Raw genomic sequence first — 24,683 nt, 5'->3', positions numbered from 1 at the left:
TTAGCTGCCTTGTCCGTGGCACTGTTTGAACTTTTTACCGCTGCCGCATGGGCATGGATCGTTACGTCCGATACGTTGCTCTTCGTCGCGTACGACAGGCTTCTTGCCGCCAGCTTCGTTCTTCGTATCCACCGCTTGCCCTTCGGCTACAGCTTGACGCTCCAAGTTGCTTTGAACATGAGCTTTCATGATATACATCGCGACTTCTTCACGAATGTTATCAATCATCTCCTGGAACATCTCGAAACCTTCGAACTGATACTCACGAAGCGGATCTGTACCGCCATATGCGCGTAAGTGGATACCTTGACGCAGCTGATCCATCGCATCAATATGATCCATCCATTTGCTGTCTACTGCACGAAGCGCAACAACCTTCTCGAATTCACGCATGAATTCAGGTCCGATCTCTTCTTCACGCTCGTCATAACGTTTGCTGACAAGTTCTTTGATCAGATCAATGATCTCTTCTTGCTCTTTGCCCCAAATCGTTTGATCGCTAATATGCGCATCTTCCTGTAGGAAGTTGTTGTTCACGAAATTCGCGACCTCTGTAAGCTCCCACTCTTCCGGAATTTGCTCCTCCGGACAGTGTGCTTTCACGACGCGCTCGATTACTGCGTTAATCATACCCTCGATGACTTCGCGGATATTTTCAGATTCCAGCAGTTCGCGGCGCTGTTTATAAATAATTTCACGTTGTTGGTTCATCACATCGTCATACTGAAGGACCACTTTACGAACGTCGAAGTTGTTTCCTTCCACGCGTTTTTGTGCGGATTCAACCGCACGCGAGATCAACTTGCTCTCGATCGGCTGGTCTTCTTCCATCCCGAGACGATCCATCATCGCCATGATGTTTTCTGCACCGAATCGCTTCATCAATTCATCCTCTAGAGAGAGGTAGAATTGCGACGAACCAGGGTCGCCTTGACGGCCTGCACGACCGCGCAACTGATTATCAATTCGTCTGCTTTCATGACGTTCTGTTCCTATAATATGCAGTCCACCAATATCATGTACGCCTTGGCCAAGCATAATGTCCGTACCACGGCCTGCCATGTTGGTAGCGATAGTTACAGCACCAGGTTGACCCGCACGAGATACGATTTCTGCTTCTTCCGCATGGTATTTGGCGTTGAGAACTTTGTGCTGCACACCTTTCTTTTTAAGCATTTCAGAAAGGACCTCGGAGTTCTCAATCGAAACTGTACCGACAAGAACCGGTTGATTCAGCTTGTGCTTTTCCACAATTTGCTCAACAACGGCTCTAAACTTACCATTTTCCGACTTGTACACAACATCCGGCATATCTTTACGAATCATCGGACGGTTGGTTGGAACAATGATAACTTCAAGGCCGTAAATTTTCTTGAGCTCTTCCTCTTCCGTCTTCGCCGTACCGGTCATACCCGCAAGCTTGCGGTACATCCGGAAATAGTTCTGGAACGTAATTGTCGCAAGCGTCATGCTCTCATTCTGAACTTGCAGCTGCTCTTTGGCCTCGATGGCTTGGTGCAGCCCATCACTATAGCGACGGCCTGTCATAATACGGCCTGTAAATTCATCAACAATCATAACCTCGTCGTCTTGCACGACGTAGTCCACATCACGTTTCATGATGAAACGCGCTTTAAGGGCTTGAGTCACATGGTGGTTAATGTTCACATTCTGATGATCAAATAAGTTCTCAATGCCGAATGCGCGCTCTGCTTTCGCAACTCCTTCTTCTGTAAGAGCTACGGAACGCACTTTAATATCGATCGTGTAATCCTCTTCTATTTTCAAATTGGACACAAAACGGTCCGCCGAATAATACAAATCCGTTGATTTGGCAGCTTGTCCCGAAATAATAAGAGGCGTTCTCGCTTCATCGACCAGAATGGAGTCAACTTCATCGATAACCGCGTAATAAAGCGGACGCTGTACCATCTGCTCTTTGTAGAGCACCATATTATCTCTCAGGTAATCGAACCCGTATTCGTTGTTCGTTCCATACGTAATATCACAGGCATAAGCTGCTTGCTTTTCCTCATGGGAAAGTTCATGCAGATTGACCCCGACCGTTAGACCAAGGAATTCATAGATCTGGCCCATTTCGCCGCTATCACGTTGCGCCAAATAGTCATTGACCGTTACCACGTGCACGCCTTTACCCAGCAAGGCATTCAAATAGACAGGAAGTGTTCCAACTAACGTTTTCCCTTCCCCTGTTCTCATCTCGGCGATACGCCCTTCGTGCAGCACCATACCCCCAATAAGCTGAACGTCGTAATGACGTTTACCCAATACACGTTTGGCTGCCTCTCTGACTACGGCAAAAGCTTCAGGAAGCAAATCATCCAGTTCCTCGCCCTTTTCCAAGCGATTGCGGAATTCCACTGTCTTGCCTCTTAGCTCTTCATCAGATAACGGCTCAATGCCTGCTTCCAGCTCGTTGATATAATCAACGGCTTTCAACATCCGTTTAACTTCCCGTTCATTGGAATCACCAAAAATCTTCTTCACTAGTCCTAGCATCGGTGAACCCCTTTCTATTGCATTCGTATCCTTAAATTGTACCACCTTTGACTGCCCTGCCGCAACAAACCCTCGGCCTACATTCATATAAACTGCTTATGGCCTTCAAAAGTTTCACGTTTTAGCTTATTTGTATAGTATTGAATCGTTATCGGAAATGCATGCATGCAAAATAAACGCATCTACAATGCTGTATTAATAGAAAAGAGCCCAATTCGACCGAATCGAATCAAGCTCTTTGTAAGTATTTATTTTATTTGTAAATAGCCGGTTCAATCAATCCATACTTGCCATCATTACGCTTATAAACTACGTTGACAGAATCTGTGTCCATATTGGAGAAAACAAAGAAACTGTGACCAACCAAATTCATTTGCAAAATCGCTTCCTCCACATCCATCGGCTTCAAATCGAAGCGTTTGTTGCGGACCAATTCAAAGTCTTCTTCCTCTTCCACGAAAGTGACAGGTGATGTTTCCATTTTAAACAAATCACGCTTGCCGCCTTCTTCGCGAATTTTGCGGTTGGTTCTAGTTTTATGCTTGCGAATTTGGCGCTCTAACTTGTCCACAACCAAATCAATCGAAGCATACATATCAGAGTTGCGTTCCTCTGCTCTAAGCAGCACGCCAGTTAAAGGAATGGCGACCTCGATGGTTTGTAAATCTTTGACCACACTTAGCTTTACTTGTACATCGGATGTAAGGGGAGCTTCAAAATACCTATCTAGTCTGTTTAATTTTTTCTCGACATAGTCCCTGAGGGCCTCAGTTACTTCAAGGTGTTCTCCGCGAATGCTAATCATCATAGTTAAACATCTCCCTTCCTACTTACAGTATACTACATTCCACCCCATCTTCATAATTCCTTTAAATTCCGAGCATAATATGTATACCAAGGATAAACGTTATGCTTTCTAATCTACGCAAAAAAACACCCCGGGATGACTCCCAAGGTGTGCATGTTCGTAGGTGTATACTAGCGGCACCAATCGTGCCGGGTGATTATAGTCTGCTAACGTTAGCTGCTTGCGGACCGCGTGCGCCTTCTACGATGTCAAACTCTACTGCTTGACCTTCGTCCAGCGTTTTGAATCCTTCGGATTGAATAGCTGAGAAATGCACGAATACATCTCCACCATCTTCACGCTCGATGAAACCATAGCCTTTCTCTGCGTTGAACCATTTCACTTTACCTTGCATAACGTACACATTCCCTTCGTTTTAAAAAATGTTATAATCGTAAGCAAATGAATAATGTAAGCCCTTACTTTTTGACTATAACACCCGTCTGCTTGACCTGTCAATTTGAAACTTGCCAATCAAGTAAATTTTTTGAAAATTCGGGTATATACAAACCGTGGATAACTGCAAAATTTGTAGAATATTGTCGTGGCGCGGGTTTATCCACTTTGTGCACATAGTTATGCACAGGTTTGTGCACATTATCCACAGGTGTGTTTTCGTTAGATATGGGTAAGTTGGTTACGTTACGGTGTGCTTGTGCACATAATAAGTTCTATAATGAATTGCCTGTCCACATTACTGGTATGAAAGCGTAAGGAACCGGTTGATAAACAAAAAACCTTCTGCCGCCGCAAAAGGTTACTGTGTATAAACTTATTTCTTACGGTCAAAAAAGAAGCTTTCACCGTCATAATGGTTATCATACGCGTTACGCTGAGTTTTACCCGTTTCCAGCTTGGCTAGTTGCAAACTAGCTTCATCCTTAAACTGTTGCAACTTCTTCAAGAAAATGGGATCAAGACTGATTACAGCTTGAATACGTGACTGATAAGCCTCTTTATCCCTCGCTGTCACCGCTTCTGTCGCTCTAAGAAGGGCTTGCATAATGTTTGCCCGCTTCTCCATAAACCCAGAAATATGTTCCGCATCCATCATTACAAGCTCCGCGAGTCCCTGTTGCGTAAGTTGCTCCAACTCCACGACCAGCTTATCCATGCAGCGCTCCGGCAGGTGTTGCAGAGCCTGCATTAACTTGCTTAGCTGCCTGCAACCAAGTTTCCTTCAGCTGAATCAAATAACCAAGCACCTCTTCGGCAGGTTCAACTGACTTTTTGATATTAGCCTCAATTAAACGGTGATTAAAATACTCATATAGTCTCAATAAATCATCAGCGATCGGTGCGTTCCGATCAATTGTAATGGAAAACTCGCTAATAATGTCCTGTACCTTGACTAGGTTGGTGTTAGCGTCTTGGTAGTTGGTTGTTTTCAAGGCCTCTATACCTGCACGGCAAAAACGGATTGCCCCATCACATAGCATAATCAGCAGCTGTGCTGGGCTTGCCGTTTGAACCGTATTCTCCAAGTATTTATTGCGTTGGGCTTGAATCATAGTTATTTCCCCCTAGTTTAAAGTAGAACCTTTATTAGCCCATTTGTTGTGTCAACTGTGCACTTTGGGCTTGCATTTGGTTCATATACTTTTCCATTGCGGTGAATTGGTTATAGTAACGAGTTTCGAGATCTGATAGTTTATCATTGAAGTCATCAATTCTTTTATCCATGTCTTTAAGCGATTTTCCCATTAGATAACTCGTGTCTACACTGTTTGTAACCCCTGCTTTAGCAGTAATATTCTTGAAAAGAGCATCTGCTTTATCAGACAATCGTCTTGCCAAACCATCGCCTTTATCCGAGTCTTTAAGGCCATCGTTCGCTGTGAATAAAGCCATAACTTCATCTGGCGTTTCGGCAATAGCTTTCTTAAGCTTATCCTCGTCGATATAAATTTTACCATTCTCTAGATAACTCCCCGAAATACTGGTGCCGCTAAGATTAGCTGTGGAAATACCAATTTGAGACAGCGTTTTGGCATTACCTACCGGGAGACCTTCTACTGAACTAGAGAAAGCTGATCTAAAACCACTCATAGCACTTGTCAACAGAGAGTCACTGCGCAACAAACCACTTTTAGCTTTTGCTTCCCATGTTGCAATTTGGTCATCTTTCATTGCTTCACGTTGTTCATCTGTAAGCGGAGCATAATCTCTATTACGCTTCTCCGAAGTTTTAGTATTCACAGTATCAATTAGATCATTATATTTATCCACGAGCGATTTAATTGAGTTAAAGACACTATCAACATCGCGTGTATTTGTAATATTAACAGCTGTAGTTTGTTCCTTTTTGATCGTAATGTTCATACCACTAATAGAGAACGTATTTGTGTCATACTCTGCAGAAGCTCCGTTGAATTCAACCTGCGCTTTTTGCCCAGTTTTACTGAATGAAGCATAATCCTGATTTCCAGCTACGACTGGTGCCTTAACACCCAATTTATCAAGAAGATCATATGTGTCTGACGTTGCATCACCAAATGTGATTGCTTTTGTCTGATCTGGATTATTGAAAGCAATCTTATTGTTTGCATCCAAGTAAGCTGACACACCTGACTTACCAATATCAGAGCTATTGATTTGATCAATAAGCTGGCCAACTGTTGTCGTTTTTGTAATATCCATGTCTAACGTCTTCCCGTTAGCTTCCATATGAAACTTCTGAGTCGTTGTCAAATCTTTATCAATCAGTGTTGTGATACCACTCACGAATGATTGAGTACCCGTCAAGATTTGACCCTTATTGGCTTGATCTGTTGAAAGCGGGATGCTCGGGGTAGTATTGTTGTTATCGTCATCCACACTTAACTTTAATACCGAGGTCAAAAGATTATGTCCATTCGACTCGCTGCCCATTTTAAGATCAATTCCTGCTTTACTTCCCGTGGATGAGGAAGCAAAAAAGAACTTATCCAATGTTGCATCGTAACTCATCGTTACACCTGTAGTGCTCGTTTTAGCGTTAACAGCGGCCACTAGGCCAGCAATAGTATCTGTAGGTTTAACATTAATCGTCGCTGACCCTTTTTCGCCACCAATAGAAAGGGTCGTGGCATTTGTAAAGGCTGGATCAATGGCTTTAAGTTCCGCAGTTTCAGACGATTGTCCCGTTTTTTCAGAAGTTACTGAAGCTGATGTAGCTAGCTTGATCACCTTTAATGAGTAAATTCCTTCCGGAGCAGTAGCCGTTGAAGTAACTGAAACCACACTTTCATCAGCAGATGAGGATTTTTTGCTTTGAAATATAGCTTGACGCGTCATATCAGAAGCAGCGCTGCGGAAATTTAAAATTTTTGTATTTAGCGCTCGGTAATCATCGCGTTGCCACTCCAGCAACTGTTTTTGCTGTTTCAACTTGTCCTGCGGAATCCGAGCAGCAGCAACTAGCTTTTTAACTGTATCATCAATATCTATACCGGAATTAGAAAAACCACTTAATCTTAATACCATGTCGTTTCTCTCCTCTCAATAAATTTTATCTATCTTTTCTCATCCACAAGTATTCCTGCCATCTGCCAGAGCTTAGCCACGAAATCCAGACTCTTTTCTGGCGGAATTTCGCGTATCGTCTCCCCCGTATCTTTGTCCAGGACTTTAACTGAGATTAGCTTCGTTTTTTGGTGTATTGAAAACTCAAGAGACGTTGTTCTCCCTTGTATTGCTTTAATTGCATGTTCAATAGCTTTTACTAGTTGTGCATCACTAATTGTGACATTTTCGCCTTGTAATTCAGCAGTTTTAAGTTCTGTCGTGCTTGTAATATTAGATGCAATGAATGCTGCTGCATCATTGGTCCCGATCTCATCTACCTTATGTACCTTTACTGGCTCAGGGGCTTGTTTTATTTCTCCTCCGTTGTTTCCGAACCCGCCGACTGGGTTATTAATGCTCATAGCAAAACCTCCATCCGAAGATATAGATATATCTTTTATATCGGATAGAGGTCGTTTAGTTGTTATAGATCTTCTTTAAATAATTACTAATTTTCTATTAGTGGCAACTTAATTTCCTTTTGTTCTCTGGCCGATTGATAAATAGCCAGTATTACCTCTAATGATTTCTTTCCTTCATTTCCATCCGTCCCTTGCTCGGCACCGTTAAAGAGCACATCTACTACATTCTGATAGTAACCAATATGTCCGAATCCATACACAGATGGAGGTGAGTAGCTAACGTTAGCTGCCAGCTCATCATCATTATCAGAGTCTTCAAAGTCCCATTTGTCAATAGTATTAACGGATGTACCCCCAACGACAACGGTACCCTTTTCCCCAAGAATCGTCAAATTCCCAGCAAGATTCTTAGGATACGTAAGCATAGTTACATTCATGTTACCTATAGCTCCATTTTTAAAACGAAGTACGGCACTTCCTGTGTCCTCAGCCTCTATATCACGAGCCATGGTATCTGTTATCGCGTATACCTTCTCTACATCCCCAATTAGCCATTCCATCATGTCCACATAATGGCTTGCTTGATTCATAAATGCTCCACCGTCAAGTTCCCAGGTGCCGCGCCATGATGCCGAATCATAATAGCTTTGCGGTCTTTGCCAGAAAACATTGACAGAAACCATATAAATTTTACCAAATCTATTTTTATCAACAGCTCTTTTGACAAGCTGAAGCGTGCTATTCAAACGATTTTGTTTAACGACAAATAATTTAACACCATTATCATTGCAGGCCTGAATCATTTTATTCGCTTCTTTTAAAGATAGGGCCATCGGCTTTTCAGTAATTACATGGATTTTATTCTCTGCAGCCATAACCGTTTGTTGTGGATGTAAACCGCTTGGCGTACATACAGTGATCAGCTCAATATCTGTTCGCTCTAACATTGCCTCATAAGAGTCATAGAAAGCGACGCCCCATTTATCTCCAGCTTCCCGCGCTCTTTCTACAATTACATCACAAACCGCTACAAGCTCTAGACTAGGGTTGTTTTGAATAGCTTCGAAATGGTTTACTGATATCCGCCCACAGCCAACCAAGGCTATTTTAATCTTTCTATCCGTCATATTGTATCGGACGCTCCTATCCTTATTATAAAACTTCGATATTGTCACGATTTTTAATAAGTTTAAAAGCATTTTTAGTATCAAAAATATAAGAAGCATCCTTGGCAATATTTTCGTAATTGAACTGTGTGTGCATGGTTGTGAGAATTACCAAGTCAGCATTGCGAAGTGTATCCTGATTAAGTTCAATGGATTGATATTCATTCCCATGAAGATTGAAATGAGGAATGTAAGGGTCATAATAACTTATTTCTGCTCCTTCTTTCTCAAGGTGCTCTATTACCTTCAGAGCTGGAGATTCACGCAAATCATCGATATCTTGTTTATAAGCAACTCCAAGCAATAATATTTTGGCTCCATTCATCGTCTTCCTAAAACGATTTAAGATCTTCATACTTCTTTCCGTTACAAATTGAGGCATATAAATGTTTATTTCACCAGCAGTTTCAATTAGACGTGTATGATAATCATATTCCCGAGCCTTCCAAGTTAAATAAAACGGATCTACTGGAATACAGTGCCCACCTAAACCAGGACCTGGATAAAAAGCCATATACCCATAAGGTTTGGACTTCGCAGCATCAATAACTTCCCAAACATTAATACCCATTTTGTTACAAAGAATCGCCATCTCATTGGCAAGTGCAATATTAATATTTCGGAAGGTATTCTCAAGAATTTTCTCCATCTCTGCCACGGCAGGACTAGAAACTTCATGAATCTCTCCTTCCAGAACGCTGCGATATAAGGCCGCGGCAAGCTTCGTACTAGTTTCACCTACACCACCCACAACTTTAGGTGTATTCTTGGTTCCGTAAAGCTTGTTGCCAGGGTCCACACGTTCAGGTGAGAAAGCTAAAAAGAAGTCTTTACCACATACACGCCCGCCTTCTTCAAGGATGGGTTTCAATATTTCTTCTGTTGTACCTGGGTAGGTCGTACTTTCAAGAATAATCAACATTTCTTTGTCTAAATACTTAGCGATATCTCTCGTAGAATTTACTACGTATGAGATGTCAGGTTGATAGTATTTATCAAGTGGCGTTGGAACACAAATGGCTATACAATCTACATCTCTTACGAATGAAAAGTCAGCTGTTGCAGTCAGCATACCTTGTGAAACAATCTTACTGAATTCACTATCAACGATATCACCAATGTAATTTATACCGAGATTTACTTTTTCAACTTTATCTGTCTGTATATCAAAACCAACCACACGAAATCCTGCTTTTGCTTTTTCCAATGCAAGTGGAAGCCCTACATAACCGAGACCTACAACCCCGATGATTGCTGTTTTATCCTGTATCTTTTTTAGTAGTTTCTCGCTCATTTCAACACTTCCCTTACATCCAGATCATTCTTCGTATAATCAGTTTGGCAAGTTAAGCAACTAGCTTGCTTAGACTCAAACTGTAGCCTTTCGCCACATTGGCAGACCCAACCAATAATCTTAGATGGATTACCTGCAACAAGAGCATAGTCAGGAACATTCTTTGTTATTACTGCACCTGCTCCAATCAGAGCAAACTTTCCTATGTTATTCCCACAAACAATTGTAGCGTTAGCGCCAATTGTAGCGCCTTTGCCAACATGTGTTTGCTTGAATTCTTGCTTGCGATTTATATGGCTTCTGGGGGTTTTTACGTTGGTAAACACACAAGATGGGCCGAGAAAAACATCATCTTCACATATAACTCCAGTGTAAACGGATACGTTATTTTGTATCTTAACATTGTTACCTAGAACAACTTTCGGAGAGATAACGACATTTTGACCGATATTACAGTTCATTCCTATACGGGAATCCTCCATAATATGACTAAAATGCCATATATTAGTACCCTTTCCGATTTCGCACGGTTGGTCTACGTAACTTGATTCGTGAAGGAAATAATCGAGTTCCATGCATTACATCTCGCTTTCAAATTGATGAATACAATCAATTATATACGCTTGCTCATCATCTGACATTTCAGGGTACAAGGGCAGTGCCAGTGTTCTGTTAGCTAAATATTCAGAAATTGGAAGATCCCCAATTTTATATTGAAGAGGCTCATATACTTTTTGAAGATGAAGTGGTACTGGATAGTACACGCCTGTGGAAATCCCCTTTTCCTGCAAATACTGTACTAATTCTTTTCTTTTTCCTGTTTGAATAACGTATAAATGTACAACTTCCTTAACATCATTTAAAACAGTCGGTAGAACAAAATTTGTTCCTTCTAACTTACTATTATAATTATTAGCGAGTCGTCTTCTTGCTTCATTCCACTTATCTAAATATTTTAATTTAATGCGTAAAACTGCGGCTTGGATTTCATCTAATCTAGAATTATAACCAACTAAATAATTATAATATTTAGCCGAACGATCGTCCAAATGACTAATTACATTAGATTCTTCATTTACTGGGTTCAGGTAATTATAAGCAAGCTTTCCGACATTCCCACTTCCATGAGCTTTTAAACCTCTTAGTATCGCTGCTGTACGATCATTATTCGTGGCAATTAAGCCGCCATCTCCGAAGGCTCCCAGATTTTTAGTTGGGAAAAACGAAAAGCATCCTACATCACCTAACGTCCCAACTTTGTGACCTTTATATTCAGCACCTATAGCTTGACATGCATCTTCTATAATCAACAAATTAAATTTGCGAGCAATTTCTTTAACAGGCTCCATGTCAACAGGCTGTCCAAAAATATGAACAGGTATTATAGCTTTCGTTCGAGGACTTACTTTTTGTTCAAGTAAATCTGTATCAAAATTATATGTATCAGCCTTCACATCAATAAAAACTGGAGTAGCTCCTACACTAGAAATAGCCTCAGCTGTAGCAAAAAAGGTAAAGGGCGAGGTTATCACTTCATCCCCTACTCCAATACCCAAGGCCTTTAATGACAAAACTAAGGCATCTGTTCCATTCGCACAAGATATGGCATGTTTGCAATTTAGATACTCTGCTATTTCTTTCTCGAATGCAGTGACTTCGGGACCATTAATATACTGCGTTGATGATGCAACCTTTAGCATTACTTTATTTAAATCTGATGAGAGAAAATCATATTGTTTGGAAAGGTCTAGTAGTGGAATCTTCATAATTCACCTCAGGGAATAGTGCAATCTAACAATAAATCCTGGATTCAAATAAATTTATAGATCAGCTATACGACATTTTTATTCAGTCATTATTTGGTGACAAGAACAAATGACGTGCAGAGAATATGGCGAAAAACTTGAATTATTAACTTAATTTCTTATTTAATATTTCTTTTAGGCAATCACAAATATATTTAACTAAAGGTCTCGTTAAGTTTAAACCTGACGGCAAGTTAACTCCGTAAGGAGCAATCAAATAAGCATTTGGGTTTTCAGCCTTAATATTTTGGCCAACATTTTCCTTATAAGCTGGTAAAGAACTTAATGCGTGAAATATTGGTCTTGTTTCGATGTTCCATTCACTCAACAAAGTCATAATTTTTTCTTTATAAATTCCAAAATCAGGGTTTAACACAATAGTAACCATCCAAAATGTATTGACAGTATGAACGTCTTCAGAATTTAAAGTTATTCCTTGAAAACACTGAAGTTCTTCTTTGTACCAACCAAAAATCTCTCGTTTTTTGGAAACTAACTCGTCTATTCTTTCTAACTGAGCCAATCCAAGAGCAGCTTGCATACTACTCATCTTATACTTGTAAGCTATTTCAGTATTCCAAAACATTTTATCTCCCGGGATTCTTCCATGATCTCGAAGAAATAAACATCGCTTATAAATATCCTCATGATTTGTAACAAGCATACCACCTTCCCCAGTAGTCATTGTTTTAGAACCATGAAAACTAAAAACACCGGCATCACCAAACGAGCCAGCTTTTCTTCCTTTATACTCACTTCCAATTGCCTCAGCAGCATCCTCTATTACATTAATACCATGTTTTCGAGCAATTTTTAAAAGAGTATCCATTTCTGGCATATTACCGTATAAGTCCACAATGATAACTGCTTTTGTTTTCTTTGTAATCTTGCTCTCAAGAGCATCAGCGGATATACACCAGGTTTTTTTGTCGATATCAACAAACACAGGCTTAGCTCCTACATAACTGATAGGAGCGGCAGATGCAATCCATGTCAAGTCTGGGACAATCACTTCATCATCTTCGCCAATGCCTAAGGAAAGTAAGGATAAGTGTATTGCTGATGTGCATGAAGGCAATGCAATTGCATATTTTGATCCAATATATACGGCGAAGGCTTTTTCGAATTTTTCATTGTACATATTTGCATTTTCATACCATGCATTTTGAACTGCATCATTTACATATGCAATTTCTTTTTCTGTAATGGATGGACCCGAAACAGGAATTCGTTTTATATTTTCCATGATTTAGTCCTCCAAACATCTAAGATATCCATCAGGGGCGACTGTCATTAATAGTTTATATTGAATACTTTTATCGATAGAAAATCTCGAATTTGTTTTCAAAAATTCGTGGACTGCTGTTTTTGGGTTATTTCCCTTACCCCACGGTCTATCTTCAAACATTTGGTCAGGTAAATCCTCAACTAAAGTATCAAAAACAACAATATAGCTATCTTTTCTTACGAAATTTGAATAAAGCTCTAATTCTCTTAGCACATGCTCATGAGTATGATTGGAATCAAGAACAACCAGCACCTTATCATCTTCGCTGATATGTTCTTTTAATTCATTAACCAGTTCAATGTCTATTGATGATCCTTCCACTAATGTAATGCGTTTAAACATAGGATGTTTCTCTATTTCTATTCTATTATGAATACGTATATCAATATCTATTCCAATTACTTTGCCATGGTTTCCTAGTAATTCCAACATAGAAGCATAAAATATTAATGACCCTCCGTGAGCAATGCCAGTCTCAATAATAACAGTTGGTTTAACATCCCAAATAATTTCCTGCATTGCTATAATGTCCTGAGGTAATTGAATAATTGGGCGACCTAACCATGAGAAATTATAGGCGTACTTATGCTTGGTAATATCTTGAAGCCAAACGTTTGATACATCTTGTAACTCTTTATCCTTAGATATGGATTCTATATTTTGTTCAACTTCCTTATTAAATTTTTCAATCTCATTCATTTATAAATTCCCTCCATTTTTTTGTAGTCGATGCTATATACTTGATACCATCAGTTCCAGTATTGGCAATAAGATCTAAGATTGAAACATATGGAGTAAAATTACCATGTATCTGAGGATATGGCGTTTTTTTATAATCCATATACTCTACGCTTATTTGATTTCTTTCAAACAACTCATGATCCAAATAATTTCTAGCCCCGTGACCAGTTATATATGTACTTCCCTCTAAATACTTTACTATTTCCAATACTCTTTGACTTGATCGACCAGAAATATTTAAATCCGAAGAATAGATAACCCTTTTATTTTTAATATTAAAGTACTCACAAATAGCTGTAATGCTGGCGACTGATAAATCCGATATCGTATTAAAAGATTGTGCATAAACATAATTAAGAATATCGAGTAAGTCCTTTTTATAAGGTGCGTTCATATATGTTTGTGCTAATAGAGAAATATGGTTATTAATCCAATCTTTATTCTTATCTATGAAAACTTGATTAATTGAGTCCCCTAACTTATGATTTCTAAGTGGAACTGTTAACCATTTTATAGTATCATGAGACTTTATTTGAACTCTATTTACAAAGCTACCTTTAGAAAATTGTACATCATCGTAATGAACATATACATCAGCAAGTAGTATTTGCTCAAATAATCCTACCCACGGAAAGAACATCGGCTGTGAAATAACTACTTTTGTCAAATAATCACCTCAACATTTTCCACCATTTGCAAATTCCTAATACCATTATAATAATACCGATTTGTTAGACTAGGATTACATCTATCGTTACAAGGTAGATCACCATTTAAAATGAAATTAGATTTATTTGAATTAATTGTAATCGATCTGTTTTCAAATAATTCTACTGCTACTGCAGCAAGATACGTTTTCTGAATAAATGAAAATTTATTTAATTTTTCTTCTGGAGTGTTGTCCTTTATAGGCATACTAACTTGAGCTATGATTGGCCCTCCGTCTATACTTTCATCTACCAAATGAAGAGTTGAACCTAAAAATCTAGCTTTGCCTTTAATAAACTGCTTGATAGGACTCATACCCTTAAAAGAAGGTAGTAGTGCTGGGTGAATATTAAGCGTGTTGTAATTAGAATATAAATCAGATGTAACTAGTCTAGAAAAAAACAAAAGCACAAATTCTACTCCACCTACACTATCAAAATATTCTTTTGCATATTTTGAAAAAAGCCTATTATCTTTTTGTACAATCCTGCGATAAGGTAAATTATTATTACTACATATAGATTCTAAACCACATTCTCTATCAGTAACAATATAAAATTGGTGGTTTTCAGATCCATCTACTTGCTGTTCTCTGATTAGAGAATAAAGTTCACTGAATGCACTTCCGCCCGCAGAACCAATAATTCCTATTTTCACTTTACTAACCTCCTACTAATTCTTTGGGGGGGAAAAAATAATGATGTCGGCTTTCTTTCCAAATACTAATTTCATTGATAATAGCTGAAGCTTTGATAGGGTTTAATCCTACATATATATTTTCAATCAAAGGGTCTATATTGGATGGTGCTATGACTGGCTTATCAAATATATGCTTTCCTTGGAGATACGGATTTTGATCCAAAAACGAACAAACTTTCGAAGTATCTGAAAGACAAGTATAGATAAATGTACCGTAAAAGCCAGATCCATAAATTGCACTTTTTTGATTAGCATGATCCTCTTCGAAATGTTTTACTTTCTGAGCGTAGGTTTCCCAATACTTAGCCATATTAGATACCGTATTTTTTAAATCTTTATTCACTTGAAATTCTGAAACTATCTTTTCTTCTCTTTTCTTTGCAATTATAATATAAGCATTTTGGTGCGAAACTTCATCAATTTCCAATAGCTCAAATCCTGAATTATTAAAAAGATAGTTCAATGAATTTATTGAAAAATGATTAATATGATCAACTACAACAAAATCCGCAATATTTTTATATACGTTTGGTATGATACAGTAAAATATTCCTTCTACCTTCAATAATCTTCTTACTTTTTCTAACATTAGTTTAGGATCTTCAACATGTTCAAGCGCAAAAAAGGAAGTTATCAAATCCATTTCTTCATTCCAATCCTCATTGGGATTATAAATTGACCAATTGCCTTCGATCGCAAATTTTTGCCAAAATGGGATGTACATATCACTAACATCGAAAAGAAAAGGGTTAATATCAGCTCTTTCTTTTATTAAGCCTTTTAAGGAAGCCCCTTTAGCACACCCATAATCAAGAACTTTCGCATTTAATGGTATATCTACTTTGTTTATAAGTGTTTTCACTTGATGTTCAGTCCGAAATATCTTCACATTGTTAATAATGTCATATAATTGATCTTCTTCATCACTATTTATTAATATTTTATATTCTTTGTTATAAAATTCATCGATATTTCCCATCGAACTTGTTTGTAGATGACCACAGTGTTCACAATAATAAACAATTGTCTGAATATTAGCGATTTCACACAATGAAGTAATGGAAACCGGTTTAGAGGATACATATACAGGTTTTTCAATCGAAGTATAACAAACGTTACAAGTTAACATTATGATTCTCCATTCTAGTCAGCTAAAAGCTCAGGATGCACTTCATTAATAGACTTTCCAGCTGCAAATGACCCTGACCATGAAATTTGTTGACCAGTAATCTCATTAAAATTAAAATATCTCATCTGCATGGACCACCTTGAACGTGAACCATTGTTATAACCAGAAGCATGAAGTGTAAGAAAATCAATTAATATTAAATCTCCGGGCTCTGATAAAGGTGCAGTAATATGATATTTACCAATTGTTATTTCTTCGTCTTTTAAGGTTAAGCTATAAGCACCCGATTTTTCAGGATTTTTTGCATCTTTTGTATAAACAGGTACTAAACCATCTTTATGGGATCTAAGACAAAATTGCACTGGTCCCAACTTTTCAGTTATTTCAACTAATGGACTCCAGAAAACTATACCGTCCAAACTCCGGAACTGTGCAGGATAGTCCTGATGCCATCCAGCTCTATATTTTTCTTCATTAGGATTATCTATCCTAATTCCATAACCACCAGCTGCTATTCCTGTAAGACTAGTCTGGCGTAATTGGGAAATTATAGATTCATGCTTCAAATTCGATACTAAGCGAATAAAGGCAGGTATTTGTTTTATTGCATCATATATTTCACCACCAATTTTTCGGTCGTTAGCAATAAGTTCAGTATATCCTGAATCAAAATTTTCAGTTGAAAATATAGCCTGTTCGAAGGATAATTTATATTTTTTAATTAATATTCCAATAATACTATAAATGCTACGTTGTATAGGCTCTATTTCATTTTTGATATCATAAAAGGATTTAATAACAAGGATACCATTAGTATGAAATTCATTTACTTGTTCATCTGTAAGTAAATCTGGATATAATCCGCTCATTATATTATTAGTCACCTCAAATTATCCTCATCAAAAACTGGAAACATAGTATCCTTTACTGAAACAATTGGATCTGAAAGTGGCCAAATTACTTGAAATGCAGGGTCATTCCACTTTATTCCTCTTGAAAACTCAGGTTTATAAAATTCACCCATTTGATAAATAAGAATTGTGTTGTCCTCCAATGTTTGAAACCCATGAGCAAAGCCCTTCGGAATATATATTAACTTGTTGCTTTGTTCGGAAAGTTCAACTGAAATCCAATTCTTATAAGTGGGAGAATCCGTTCGCAAATCTATTATTACATCATAAATCGCGCCTTTCGTACACAAAATTAATTTGTCCTCTTCGTAAGGTTTCTGTTGGAAATGCATACCTCGTAAGGTACCCTTCTTCTTATTGAAGGATAAATTAGTCTGTACGAATTCGGTTTCAATTCCATTTGAATGAAATTCATCTTGGCAGAAAGTTCGAGCAAAGTACCCTCTCTCGTCTGAATGTCTTTCAATTTCAATTATGTATACATCAGGTAATTGTGTCTTCGTAAATATCATTTAAAGTACCTCTAATGTGGGAATTGGCACTATATATTTACCACCCCATTCTCTAATAAATGATGTTTGCTGCATAATTTCATTCTTTATATTCCATGGAAGTATAAGTAAATAGTCCGGTTTTGTATTAAAAATTTCTTCTGGAGACTTTATTTCTATATGAGTGCCTGGTAAATAAAGGCCTTGTTTATGCGGATTTTTATCTACTGTGTAATCAATAAAATCCTCTTTAATTCCACAATAGTTCAACAAGGTATTTCCCTTAGCTGGAGCTCCATAACCAACTATTCTTTTCCCTTTTCTTTTTTCTCCAATTAAAAATGATAATAAGGTTCTTTTCGTTTCCATAACCTTCTGCTGGAAGTTAAAGTAAGTCTCTATTTGACTAATCCCTATATTATCTTCATATTCTTGTAAAATTTTAACATTAGAACTAATTGTTTTTGAAAAATCATCCTCATGTTTAATATATATTCTCAATGAGCCACCATGGGTATTTAATAGTTCTACGTCAAACACGACTAGTTGATATCTCTTTAGAATAATGCTGATAGTGGTAAGTGAAAAATAGGAAAAATGCTCATGATATATAGTATCGAATTGGTTTTCATTAAACAATTTAACTAAATGAGGGAACTCCAATGTAACAATACCACTGTTATTCAGGATTAATTTGATGCCATATATAAAATCACATAAATTTGGAACATGAGCAAGAACATTATTGCCAATTAATAAGTCAGCTTTCATGCCCTCTTGAATAAGTTCCTTTGCTAAAACTTCTCCAAAGAAAGAAATTCTTGTTGGAATACCCTTACTTATTGCTACTTCCGCTACGTTAGCAGCAGGTTCAATCCCTAAGACATTAATACTCTGTTTTTTGAAATTCTTTAATAAATATCCATCGTTACTAGCAATCTCCACTACCAATGAATTATCGGAGATATTATACTGCGTAATCATTTTGTTTGCGTATTGTTCAGCATGATCCAACCAAGTTTGTGAATATGAGCTAAAGTAGGCATAATCGCTGAATATTTTTTCTGGCGATTCAAATTCTTCCAATTGAACTAAAAAACATTGTTCACAAACAAAAACGTGTAGTGGATAAAAAGTTTCTTTTTTATTTAACTCTGCTTTTTTCAGGTAAGAATTCGCTAATGGAGTCATCCCCAAATTAACAAAAGTATGGCTTATCACATGTTTACAAAATCTACACGTTCTTGTCGTCATCTTTAATACTCCTTCAAAGTTCCATAAAGTCATTAATTTGATTTCTAGTGATCTCTTGCATATTTTTACCTTCGAGGTCCTTTTTGTACCAATCTACTGTCCACTGTAAACATTTATCTAGAGAAAGTTTTGGCTTCCAGCCAAGAGCCAGTATTGCTTTCGAGCAATCTAGTTTTAGAATTGTTGCTTCATATGGATTATTTCCAGTTTCAAGCTTCCAGGTTAAACTTGAACCCCAAATACTCGCTATTTTTTCGGTTATATCCGAAACGGATACAAAATTCTCAGATGTCGGACCAAAGTTCCAACTTTGCGAATAATCACTACTTTCCCACATCATTTTTGCTAATAGCAGATACCCATTCAACGGATCTAATACGTGTTGCCAAGGGCGTATTGCGTGAGGATATCTAAGTATAATACTTCTTTTATCATTTATTGACTTTATTAAATCAGGAACAAGACGCCCATCTGCCCAATCCCCTCCACCTATTACATTTCCAGCTCTAGCTGATGACACTTGTAACGAAGTACTCGTATTAAAGAAAGATTTACGGTAACTATTTGTTATAATTTCAGCACATGCCTTGCTTGCACTATAAGGGTCACTACCACCAACAGGATCGGTCTCTCTGAACCCCCAATATAAATTCTCGTTATTTTCATAGCATTTATCGCTAGTAACATTTATTATTACTTTTGTTGTATTAGAAAGTCTTGTAGCCTCGAATAAGTTAACGGTCCCCAGTACATTGGTACTATAAGTTTCAACTGGGTTATCATATGATTTTCTTACTATTGGTTGTGCAGCTAAATGAAATATAATCTCTGGTTTGTTATCTATTATAACTTTCGATAGCTTGCTGTAATCTCTTATATCTCCAATAATTGAGCGAGTACACGAATGAACAGAAGCCTTCTCATACAGATTCTCAGAGGTAGGGGGATTTAATGAAAATCCTGTTACATCAGCCCCAAGAGAATTTAACCAAATTGATAACCAACTTCCCTTAAAACCTGAGTGACCCGTAATTAAAACCCTCTTATTTTTCCAAAATGGATACATCTCAGGACCATACCTTCCATGGTGCATTTTGGGAATCCCATAATTCTTCCAATTTCATTTTATCGCGCAAGGTATCCATTGGATGCCAGAAGTTTGTATGTCTATATGCTGATAATTGTCCAATTCTAGATATTGACTCTAAAGGATCTCTCTCCCAGATGTCTTGATCACCATGAATATATTGAAATACATCAGGCTCTAATACAAAAAAACCACCATTAATCCAGTTACCATCACCTTGTGGTTTTTCTTTAAAAGCAATAATGGAATCATTATCAAGGTTAATTGCGCCAAATCTTCCAGGAGGCTGGATTGCTGTCATTGTTGCTATTGTTCCCTTAGTTTTGTGAAAATCGATTAGCTTATTTATGTCTACATCACTTACACCATCACCATAAGTAAAACAAAATGTTTCATCACCAATATATTTTTCAATTCTCTTTAACCTACCCGCGGTCATTGTATGCTCACCAGTATCAACTAACGTAACTTTCCATCGTTCTCCATTGTTCCTGTGGACTTCCATACTGTTATTACTAAGATCAAATGTCACATCAGAAGTATGCATATAATAATTCGCGAAATACTCTTTGACGTAATATCCTTTGTAGCCAAGACAAATAATAAAATCGTTAATTCCATAATAGGAATATATCTTCATAATATGCCAAATGATTGGTTTGCCACCTATCTCAATCATTGGCTTTGGCTTTAAATGTGTTTCTTCACTTATTCTTGTTCCATATCCCCCAGCTAAGATTACAGCCTTCATGACTCCACCACTTTACAAATTTTATTATCTTAATGTACTCGGCCATACCCAACTACTTCGCATACCAATCTCTAGTTTCTTTAAATCATATTCACCGTTCTTTAAAACAATATATTTATTGTCGACATTTAAAAACTTATTTAAAAAACTCGAAAAAATCGAATCAATCTGCAAATCATAATGTTCGACCGGAATTTGAAAATAAAGAAGATAGTTTCTTAAATATTCTTTAAATTTTTTAAAATCAATATTGAAACTTCCATCCACGATCGCATGAGGAAAATTAGGAATCTCTACTTCCCTTATTTCACCTTTTATTCTGACATTCAAATCAACTACAACTTGACCTACTCTCCCAGAGATGATCACCATAAAATACATTAGGTACTCTTGAAAGGTGGTATTTAGAGGCATTGTTTCCTTATTATTAATTATAAAAGAATACATTGCTTTATATCTATCTGACCTAAACACTTGATAGATTAATGACGGAACAAACCCCTTAGTAATATCCACGAGCCTTTTAATTGGGTCTTTATCATAAAGTCCATTAAAGAAGTCATATTCTTTTAATTTGGACATTGTCTCAATATAATACAGATTTTTCCCCTTTACGGTGAATAAGTCTTCATCATGCTCAAGCATTTTTAGAGATGTTATAATTCCCTGCTCGGTTAGAAAGTCATCATCAGCACATAAACATACATATTTAGTATCTAACATCTCTAATCCAAAATTTAACTTTTCATAAAAATCCTTACTACTCTCAAATTCAATATAGCTGAGATTCAAGGTACTGAACTTCTTCACCGTCAGCCTGTTCTGTTGTTTGCTATCTTCTTTGCTTGAATCTAGAACAATAATTTTCGGCTTAAGTTCTTTGAAATCACTAAAGTATGCAAGAAGTCTTTCAAGATACAGTGGTCTATTATAAGTTGGTATAAGAATTGTATTATTTTCGTTTATTTCTGTTGACTTTTTACTCTTCAAATCTGATTGATATGATGAATATACCTCCAATATATCTGAAATGTTTTTGATAGCGATTAGATTTGAATCATCATAAATAATATGCTCACTTAAGTCTTTTAGTTGCAATTGATAAACTTTAGGCAAGCTTATAGCGTGTATAATATCAAAATTATAATGTAAAATATATTGTTTTAAATCCTGGATAGTGCTGAATCTAATCATTTTTCTGTAAAAAAGTTGATTATCAGGAAAAATCACTTCGGGTTGTTGGCCTGTATATGCCAAGTCGACATTGAATGAAAGTTCTGATAATAATTTCGCAAATTCATTTGTCTCTTTCTTTAGATCAAAATCGATTATCAAGATATTACGATCAGTTTTTGAGAAGATATATTCTTCAGTCTTTGAGTAATTGCTCTCCAACAATGCACGTTGAATTTTTACTATTATTTGTTCCAATTCTAGTCGTCTTTCAGTTTCAAAAAAAACTAAATTCCTAGCTTTTTTATAATATATAAATGCATCAAGGAAATTACCGCTAATTTCAAAAACGTAAGCCATGTTATACGTTAAATCAAAATTATAGCAATCGTTACTCAAACCAATTTCTAATATTCGTTTAGCATCATTTAGATCGCCTTCTAAGATAGCAATTATTGCTTGCATAGAATAAATTTCAACATCACCTGGCATTATTCTTGCATATTCGTTCACTTTTGATTTTGCTAGTTCAATATTTCCTTCCTCAATAAGCGCCTTAATCCCATTTTTACTTTCTATTATCTTCTCAAGAATTTTTTTCAAAGGTTGCACCCTTTACTATAAAATAGACTTAATTGGACATCGTAAATTTAAATAATTTGTCTTGATAATTTGACATTGCCAAAGTTAAATAAGGATAAGTTTCTACGGCTTCTCTAATATATTTAACTGCCAATTGATAATTCATTTTCTGTATTGCTTCTTGTGCGAAGTGCAGTAACATAAAATATTGATCTTCAGCATCATCTAGTGTTGAATAATAGAGTCGCATCTTATCTAATTTGAATATCTGAGAAAGTTTACAAATACTTCTATCTACATATTTTTCGAAAACATCAAGATAAAGCGTCTGAACTTTTCTATTTTCATTTTTCGCCGCTTCAATTTCTGTTAAAAACAAGACGTTTGCAATACAAGCATATACTCGGTTTGCATCATAATCATTAGGTCTTATATTTTCGCTAACCAAATATGAAATTAATTGATGTTCTACTATAGAATAATGGCTAGTTAAATACTGTATATATTGCTTTAGCTTATTATTTTTTATTTTTTTAAATGCAGATAATATTTCCTTTCTATCACGTTCAAAATGTGTAAATACATCACCATAAAATAACTCTTTTTCATTAAAGTTAATAGATTTTATAAATTCTACTGTTAGAATTTCGCCTAATTCACTATTACCACCAGATCTGATTTTTTGTAAAAAGGCATAGTCATCGTCGCCTTGAGCAAAAAGTCTCTCAATTTCAGCTTTCTGTTGAACACTCAGCGTAGTTCTATGTTGTTCTAACTTCCTGACATAATTCCCTTTCACTTGATTATCATCATTGAGTTTTAAAAAATTATTATAAATAGCTTCAAATTCATTTGTCTGAATATATATTAATAATAAAAACTCGTATTTCTTTTCCGAATCTTGCATTTTCATAGCAAATTCTAATGCATATCTATACTCACCGAGTTCATAATACTGACTAGTTAAGATAGTGTAACTTGAGTTTATTGAATATAAATCTGCGCACATCATTATGACACTAGCTTCTTTAGTTATCTCCAATTTATCAAAGGAATTGGCTAATTCCAGATGTCTATGGGCATGTTCTATTGACTTATCTGGTTTATTAAGAACACGATAGGCTAAACTAATATAATGATGTAAATCAATATAATCCGGTATTAACATAATACCTTCTTGGCATATTTCAATGCATTCATTGTATTGACGATTAGCATAACTTTCTCTAGCGTATTCAGCATAAACATATGGATGTTTAACTCTTTGTTCTAAGGTTAACTCTTTCATGTTAGCATATGCTATCCGAATCTCATCTAACGCTTCCATTAAATCATCATGTATATAATAGCTATTCGCTAATTGATATCGATAGTAAATGTTATTAGGTTCTTTTTCTAATTCGCTCTGTAATATAGAAGCTGTTCTTTGAAATTTCCGCTCAAGTAGCTCCTTGTTATCAAATTGATATCCGTAATGGTTTAAAACGACGGGTGCAATTAATATCGGACCCTTCATATTAGGCTGATTATGTACTGCCCCTTTATAATTAAATGTTCCGTCATTCCTGAACATTCGATAAGAATTGTATTTTAAATAATTAGAATCATCCGTGGACTTCACATAATCATGCATACTAAATTGAACGGTATTAAATTTATTAAGACGAGGATCTTTTAAAAGTCCAGTCAACTGGGCTTGATCTAAAATTTCTTCATCTGCGTCGAGAATCAGAATCCATTCACCTTTCGCGTAAGAGATCGTTATATTACGCATTTCAGAAAAATTATTATTCCATAAATGATGATGGACTTTCGAAGTATATTTAGAGGCAATTTCAATAGTACTATCTGATGAACCAGTATCAACAATGATAAGCTCTACATCTGATCTTTTCAAAAGAATTTCCAGGCTAGCTAAACAACGGTTAAGATTGTTCTCTTCATTCTTAACCATCATACAAATACTTAGCTTGTAAGCATGTTTCATCATCTCATCACCCGTAGGAATTTATTTATACAACACTTTGCCAGTATTCCAGTAATGGTTTTACTTCAAATTCGATAATATCTGCAAATAAATCATAATCCTGAATTTCTAATGAGCCTAACAGTTTTGTTAGCTTTTCATTATATTCTTCTAAATCTACCTTTTCACTTTCCAGTTCTTGAATAGCTGTTGCAATCTTCGTAAAGAGCTCGACATAAGAAATAATCAACTCATTTATATCTCCTGATTTAAATAATTCATCTTTAATACTAGCCATCCGCGCTATAGCATCTTTAAGAATTTGCTTGAATTCCATCATATATCCCCTTTTCAAATAAAATA

General features: G+C 36.4%; 24 protein-coding genes. All 24 read right to left on the bottom strand.

The annotated features are described in order from the left end of the window. Entirely contained in the window at window positions 1–2,520 is a 2,520-nt protein-coding gene (gene secA, locus AC3WTJ_RS34495; protein ID WP_492525972.1) for a preprotein translocase subunit SecA, read from the bottom strand. Between the two features lie 253 nt (window positions 2,521–2,773). Further along, the gene (gene hpf / locus AC3WTJ_RS34490) at window positions 2,774–3,328 is read right to left on the bottom strand and encodes a ribosome hibernation-promoting factor, HPF/YfiA family (protein WP_127453305.1); all 555 of its coding nucleotides are present in this window, start codon (window positions 3,326–3,328) and stop codon (window positions 2,774–2,776) included. Between the two features lie 196 nt (window positions 3,329–3,524). Beyond that, the gene (locus AC3WTJ_RS34485) at window positions 3,525–3,722 is read right to left on the bottom strand and encodes a cold shock domain-containing protein (RefSeq protein ID WP_028556842.1); all 198 of its coding nucleotides are present in this window, start codon (window positions 3,720–3,722) and stop codon (window positions 3,525–3,527) included. Between the two features lie 417 nt (window positions 3,723–4,139). Next, complete coding sequence (gene fliT / locus AC3WTJ_RS34480) at window positions 4,140–4,481, bottom strand: flagellar protein FliT (protein WP_492525969.1); 342 nt, start codon at window positions 4,479–4,481, stop codon at window positions 4,140–4,142. Further along, on the bottom strand, window positions 4,474–4,878 hold the full coding sequence (gene fliS, locus AC3WTJ_RS34475) for a flagellar export chaperone FliS (protein ID WP_492525967.1): 405 nt from the start codon (window positions 4,876–4,878) through the stop codon (window positions 4,474–4,476). The genes fliT and fliS overlap by 8 nt, the downstream gene beginning before the upstream one ends. A gap of 34 nt (window positions 4,879–4,912) precedes the next feature. Next, on the bottom strand, window positions 4,913–6,832 hold the full coding sequence (gene fliD / locus AC3WTJ_RS34470) for a flagellar filament capping protein FliD (protein WP_492525965.1): 1,920 nt from the start codon (window positions 6,830–6,832) through the stop codon (window positions 4,913–4,915). 29 nt (window positions 6,833–6,861) lie between these two features. Further along, on the bottom strand, window positions 6,862–7,275 hold the full coding sequence (locus AC3WTJ_RS34465; protein ID WP_492525963.1) for a flagellar protein FlaG: 414 nt from the start codon (window positions 7,273–7,275) through the stop codon (window positions 6,862–6,864). Between the two features lie 86 nt (window positions 7,276–7,361). After that, complete coding sequence (locus tag AC3WTJ_RS34460) at window positions 7,362–8,402, bottom strand: Gfo/Idh/MocA family protein (RefSeq protein WP_492525961.1); 1,041 nt, start codon at window positions 8,400–8,402, stop codon at window positions 7,362–7,364. Window positions 8,403–8,427: 25 nt separating this feature from the next. Beyond that, window positions 8,428–9,735, bottom strand: a complete 1,308-nt coding sequence (locus tag AC3WTJ_RS34455; RefSeq protein ID WP_492525959.1) for a nucleotide sugar dehydrogenase — start codon at window positions 9,733–9,735, stop codon at window positions 8,428–8,430. Then, window positions 9,732–10,310 (bottom strand): acyltransferase, encoded by a 579-nt coding sequence (locus AC3WTJ_RS34450; RefSeq protein WP_492525957.1) that lies wholly within the window; start codon window positions 10,308–10,310, stop codon window positions 9,732–9,734. Before AC3WTJ_RS34450 ends, AC3WTJ_RS34455 begins: the two co-directional genes overlap by 4 nt. A 3-nt stretch (window positions 10,311–10,313) precedes the next feature. Beyond that, window positions 10,314–11,501 carry a DegT/DnrJ/EryC1/StrS family aminotransferase gene (locus AC3WTJ_RS34445; protein WP_492525955.1) on the bottom strand — a complete coding sequence of 396 codons (1,188 nt, stop codon included), beginning with the start codon at window positions 11,499–11,501 and terminating at the stop codon, window positions 10,314–10,316. A 145-nt stretch (window positions 11,502–11,646) separates the two neighbouring features. After that, window positions 11,647–12,786, bottom strand: a complete 1,140-nt coding sequence (locus AC3WTJ_RS34440; protein ID WP_492525953.1) for a DegT/DnrJ/EryC1/StrS family aminotransferase — start codon at window positions 12,784–12,786, stop codon at window positions 11,647–11,649. Window positions 12,787–12,789: 3 nt separating this feature from the next. Continuing rightward, window positions 12,790–13,527, bottom strand: a complete 738-nt coding sequence (locus AC3WTJ_RS34435) for a cephalosporin hydroxylase family protein (protein ID WP_492525951.1) — start codon at window positions 13,525–13,527, stop codon at window positions 12,790–12,792. Next, window positions 13,520–14,236, bottom strand: a complete 717-nt coding sequence (locus AC3WTJ_RS34430; protein ID WP_492525949.1) for a WbqC family protein — start codon at window positions 14,234–14,236, stop codon at window positions 13,520–13,522. Before AC3WTJ_RS34430 ends, AC3WTJ_RS34435 begins: the two co-directional genes overlap by 8 nt. Next, entirely contained in the window at window positions 14,233–14,934 is a 702-nt protein-coding gene (locus tag AC3WTJ_RS34425; RefSeq protein ID WP_492525947.1) for a formyltransferase family protein, read from the bottom strand. Before AC3WTJ_RS34425 ends, AC3WTJ_RS34430 begins: the two co-directional genes overlap by 4 nt. 4 nt (window positions 14,935–14,938) lie before the next feature. Further along, window positions 14,939–16,105 carry a class I SAM-dependent methyltransferase gene (locus AC3WTJ_RS34420; RefSeq protein WP_492525945.1) on the bottom strand — a complete coding sequence of 389 codons (1,167 nt, stop codon included), beginning with the start codon at window positions 16,103–16,105 and terminating at the stop codon, window positions 14,939–14,941. 14 nt (window positions 16,106–16,119) lie between these two features. Further along, the gene (locus AC3WTJ_RS34415) at window positions 16,120–16,974 is read right to left on the bottom strand and encodes a phytanoyl-CoA dioxygenase family protein (RefSeq protein ID WP_492525943.1); all 855 of its coding nucleotides are present in this window, start codon (window positions 16,972–16,974) and stop codon (window positions 16,120–16,122) included. Window positions 16,975–16,985: 11 nt separating this feature from the next. Beyond that, a complete protein-coding gene (rfbC, locus tag AC3WTJ_RS34410; RefSeq protein WP_492525941.1) occupies window positions 16,986–17,528 on the bottom strand; it encodes a dTDP-4-dehydrorhamnose 3,5-epimerase in 543 nt (180 codons plus the stop codon). Continuing rightward, window positions 17,529–18,761, bottom strand: a complete 1,233-nt coding sequence (locus tag AC3WTJ_RS34405; RefSeq protein ID WP_492525939.1) for a class I SAM-dependent methyltransferase — start codon at window positions 18,759–18,761, stop codon at window positions 17,529–17,531. Window positions 18,762–18,774: 13 nt separating this feature from the next. Continuing rightward, entirely contained in the window at window positions 18,775–19,827 is a 1,053-nt protein-coding gene (rfbG, locus tag AC3WTJ_RS34400; RefSeq protein ID WP_492525937.1) for a CDP-glucose 4,6-dehydratase, read from the bottom strand. Window position 19,828: 1 nt separating this feature from the next. Beyond that, a complete protein-coding gene (rfbF, locus tag AC3WTJ_RS34395) occupies window positions 19,829–20,599 on the bottom strand; it encodes a glucose-1-phosphate cytidylyltransferase (RefSeq protein ID WP_492525935.1) in 771 nt (256 codons plus the stop codon). Window positions 20,600–20,623: 24 nt separating this feature from the next. Further along, window positions 20,624–22,375 carry a TIGR00180 family glycosyltransferase gene (locus AC3WTJ_RS34390; protein WP_492525933.1) on the bottom strand — a complete coding sequence of 584 codons (1,752 nt, stop codon included), beginning with the start codon at window positions 22,373–22,375 and terminating at the stop codon, window positions 20,624–20,626. A gap of 28 nt (window positions 22,376–22,403) precedes the next feature. Beyond that, window positions 22,404–24,344, bottom strand: coding sequence for a glycosyltransferase (locus AC3WTJ_RS34385; protein ID WP_492525931.1), 1,941 nt, complete (start codon window positions 24,342–24,344; stop codon window positions 22,404–22,406). 22 nt (window positions 24,345–24,366) lie between these two features. Then, entirely contained in the window at window positions 24,367–24,657 is a 291-nt protein-coding gene (locus AC3WTJ_RS34380; protein ID WP_492525929.1) for a DUF8042 domain-containing protein, read from the bottom strand. Window positions 24,658–24,683 lie beyond the last annotated feature (26 nt).

This window comes from Paenibacillus sp. FW101-FHT12H11 (assembly GCF_058790355.1).
This window is presented reverse-complemented; position numbering and strand designations above follow the sequence as displayed.

Excerpts from the sequence above, each read along its gene's own strand:
- AC3WTJ_RS34415 (WP_492525943.1), bottom strand. The coding sequence starts at position 16,974 with ATGAGCGGATTATATCCAGATTTACTTACAGATGAACAAGTAAATGAA.
- hpf (WP_127453305.1), bottom strand. The coding sequence starts at position 3,328 with ATGATGATTAGCATTCGCGGAGAACACCTTGAAGTAACTGAGGCCCTC.
- fliT (WP_492525969.1), bottom strand. The coding sequence starts at position 4,481 with ATGGATAAGCTGGTCGTGGAGTTGGAGCAACTTACGCAACAGGGACTC.
- rfbF (WP_492525935.1), bottom strand. The coding sequence starts at position 20,599 with ATGAAGGCTGTAATCTTAGCTGGGGGATATGGAACAAGAATAAGTGAA.
- AC3WTJ_RS34465 (WP_492525963.1), bottom strand. The coding sequence starts at position 7,275 with ATGAGCATTAATAACCCAGTCGGCGGGTTCGGAAACAACGGAGGAGAA.
- AC3WTJ_RS34455 (WP_492525959.1), bottom strand. The coding sequence starts at position 9,735 with ATGAGCGAGAAACTACTAAAAAAGATACAGGATAAAACAGCAATCATC.
- secA (WP_492525972.1), bottom strand. The coding sequence starts at position 2,520 with ATGCTAGGACTAGTGAAGAAGATTTTTGGTGATTCCAATGAACGGGAA.
- rfbG (WP_492525937.1), bottom strand. The coding sequence starts at position 19,827 with ATGTATCCATTTTGGAAAAATAAGAGGGTTTTAATTACGGGTCACTCA.
- rfbC (WP_492525941.1), bottom strand. The coding sequence starts at position 17,528 with ATGATATTTACGAAGACACAATTACCTGATGTATACATAATTGAAATT.
- AC3WTJ_RS34380 (WP_492525929.1), bottom strand. The coding sequence starts at position 24,657 with ATGGAATTCAAGCAAATTCTTAAAGATGCTATAGCGCGGATGGCTAGT.
- AC3WTJ_RS34485 (WP_028556842.1), bottom strand. The coding sequence starts at position 3,722 with ATGCAAGGTAAAGTGAAATGGTTCAACGCAGAGAAAGGCTATGGTTTC.
- fliS (WP_492525967.1), bottom strand. The coding sequence starts at position 4,878 with ATGATTCAAGCCCAACGCAATAAATACTTGGAGAATACGGTTCAAACG.
- fliD (WP_492525965.1), bottom strand. The coding sequence starts at position 6,832 with ATGGTATTAAGATTAAGTGGTTTTTCTAATTCCGGTATAGATATTGAT.
- AC3WTJ_RS34460 (WP_492525961.1), bottom strand. The coding sequence starts at position 8,402 with ATGACGGATAGAAAGATTAAAATAGCCTTGGTTGGCTGTGGGCGGATA.
- AC3WTJ_RS34435 (WP_492525951.1), bottom strand. The coding sequence starts at position 13,527 with ATGAATGAGATTGAAAAATTTAATAAGGAAGTTGAACAAAATATAGAA.
- AC3WTJ_RS34440 (WP_492525953.1), bottom strand. The coding sequence starts at position 12,786 with ATGGAAAATATAAAACGAATTCCTGTTTCGGGTCCATCCATTACAGAA.
- AC3WTJ_RS34385 (WP_492525931.1), bottom strand. The coding sequence starts at position 24,344 with ATGATGAAACATGCTTACAAGCTAAGTATTTGTATGATGGTTAAGAAT.
- AC3WTJ_RS34445 (WP_492525955.1), bottom strand. The coding sequence starts at position 11,501 with ATGAAGATTCCACTACTAGACCTTTCCAAACAATATGATTTTCTCTCA.
- AC3WTJ_RS34450 (WP_492525957.1), bottom strand. The coding sequence starts at position 10,310 with ATGGAACTCGATTATTTCCTTCACGAATCAAGTTACGTAGACCAACCG.
- AC3WTJ_RS34420 (WP_492525945.1), bottom strand. The coding sequence starts at position 16,105 with ATGTTAACTTGTAACGTTTGTTATACTTCGATTGAAAAACCTGTATAT.
- AC3WTJ_RS34405 (WP_492525939.1), bottom strand. The coding sequence starts at position 18,761 with ATGACGACAAGAACGTGTAGATTTTGTAAACATGTGATAAGCCATACT.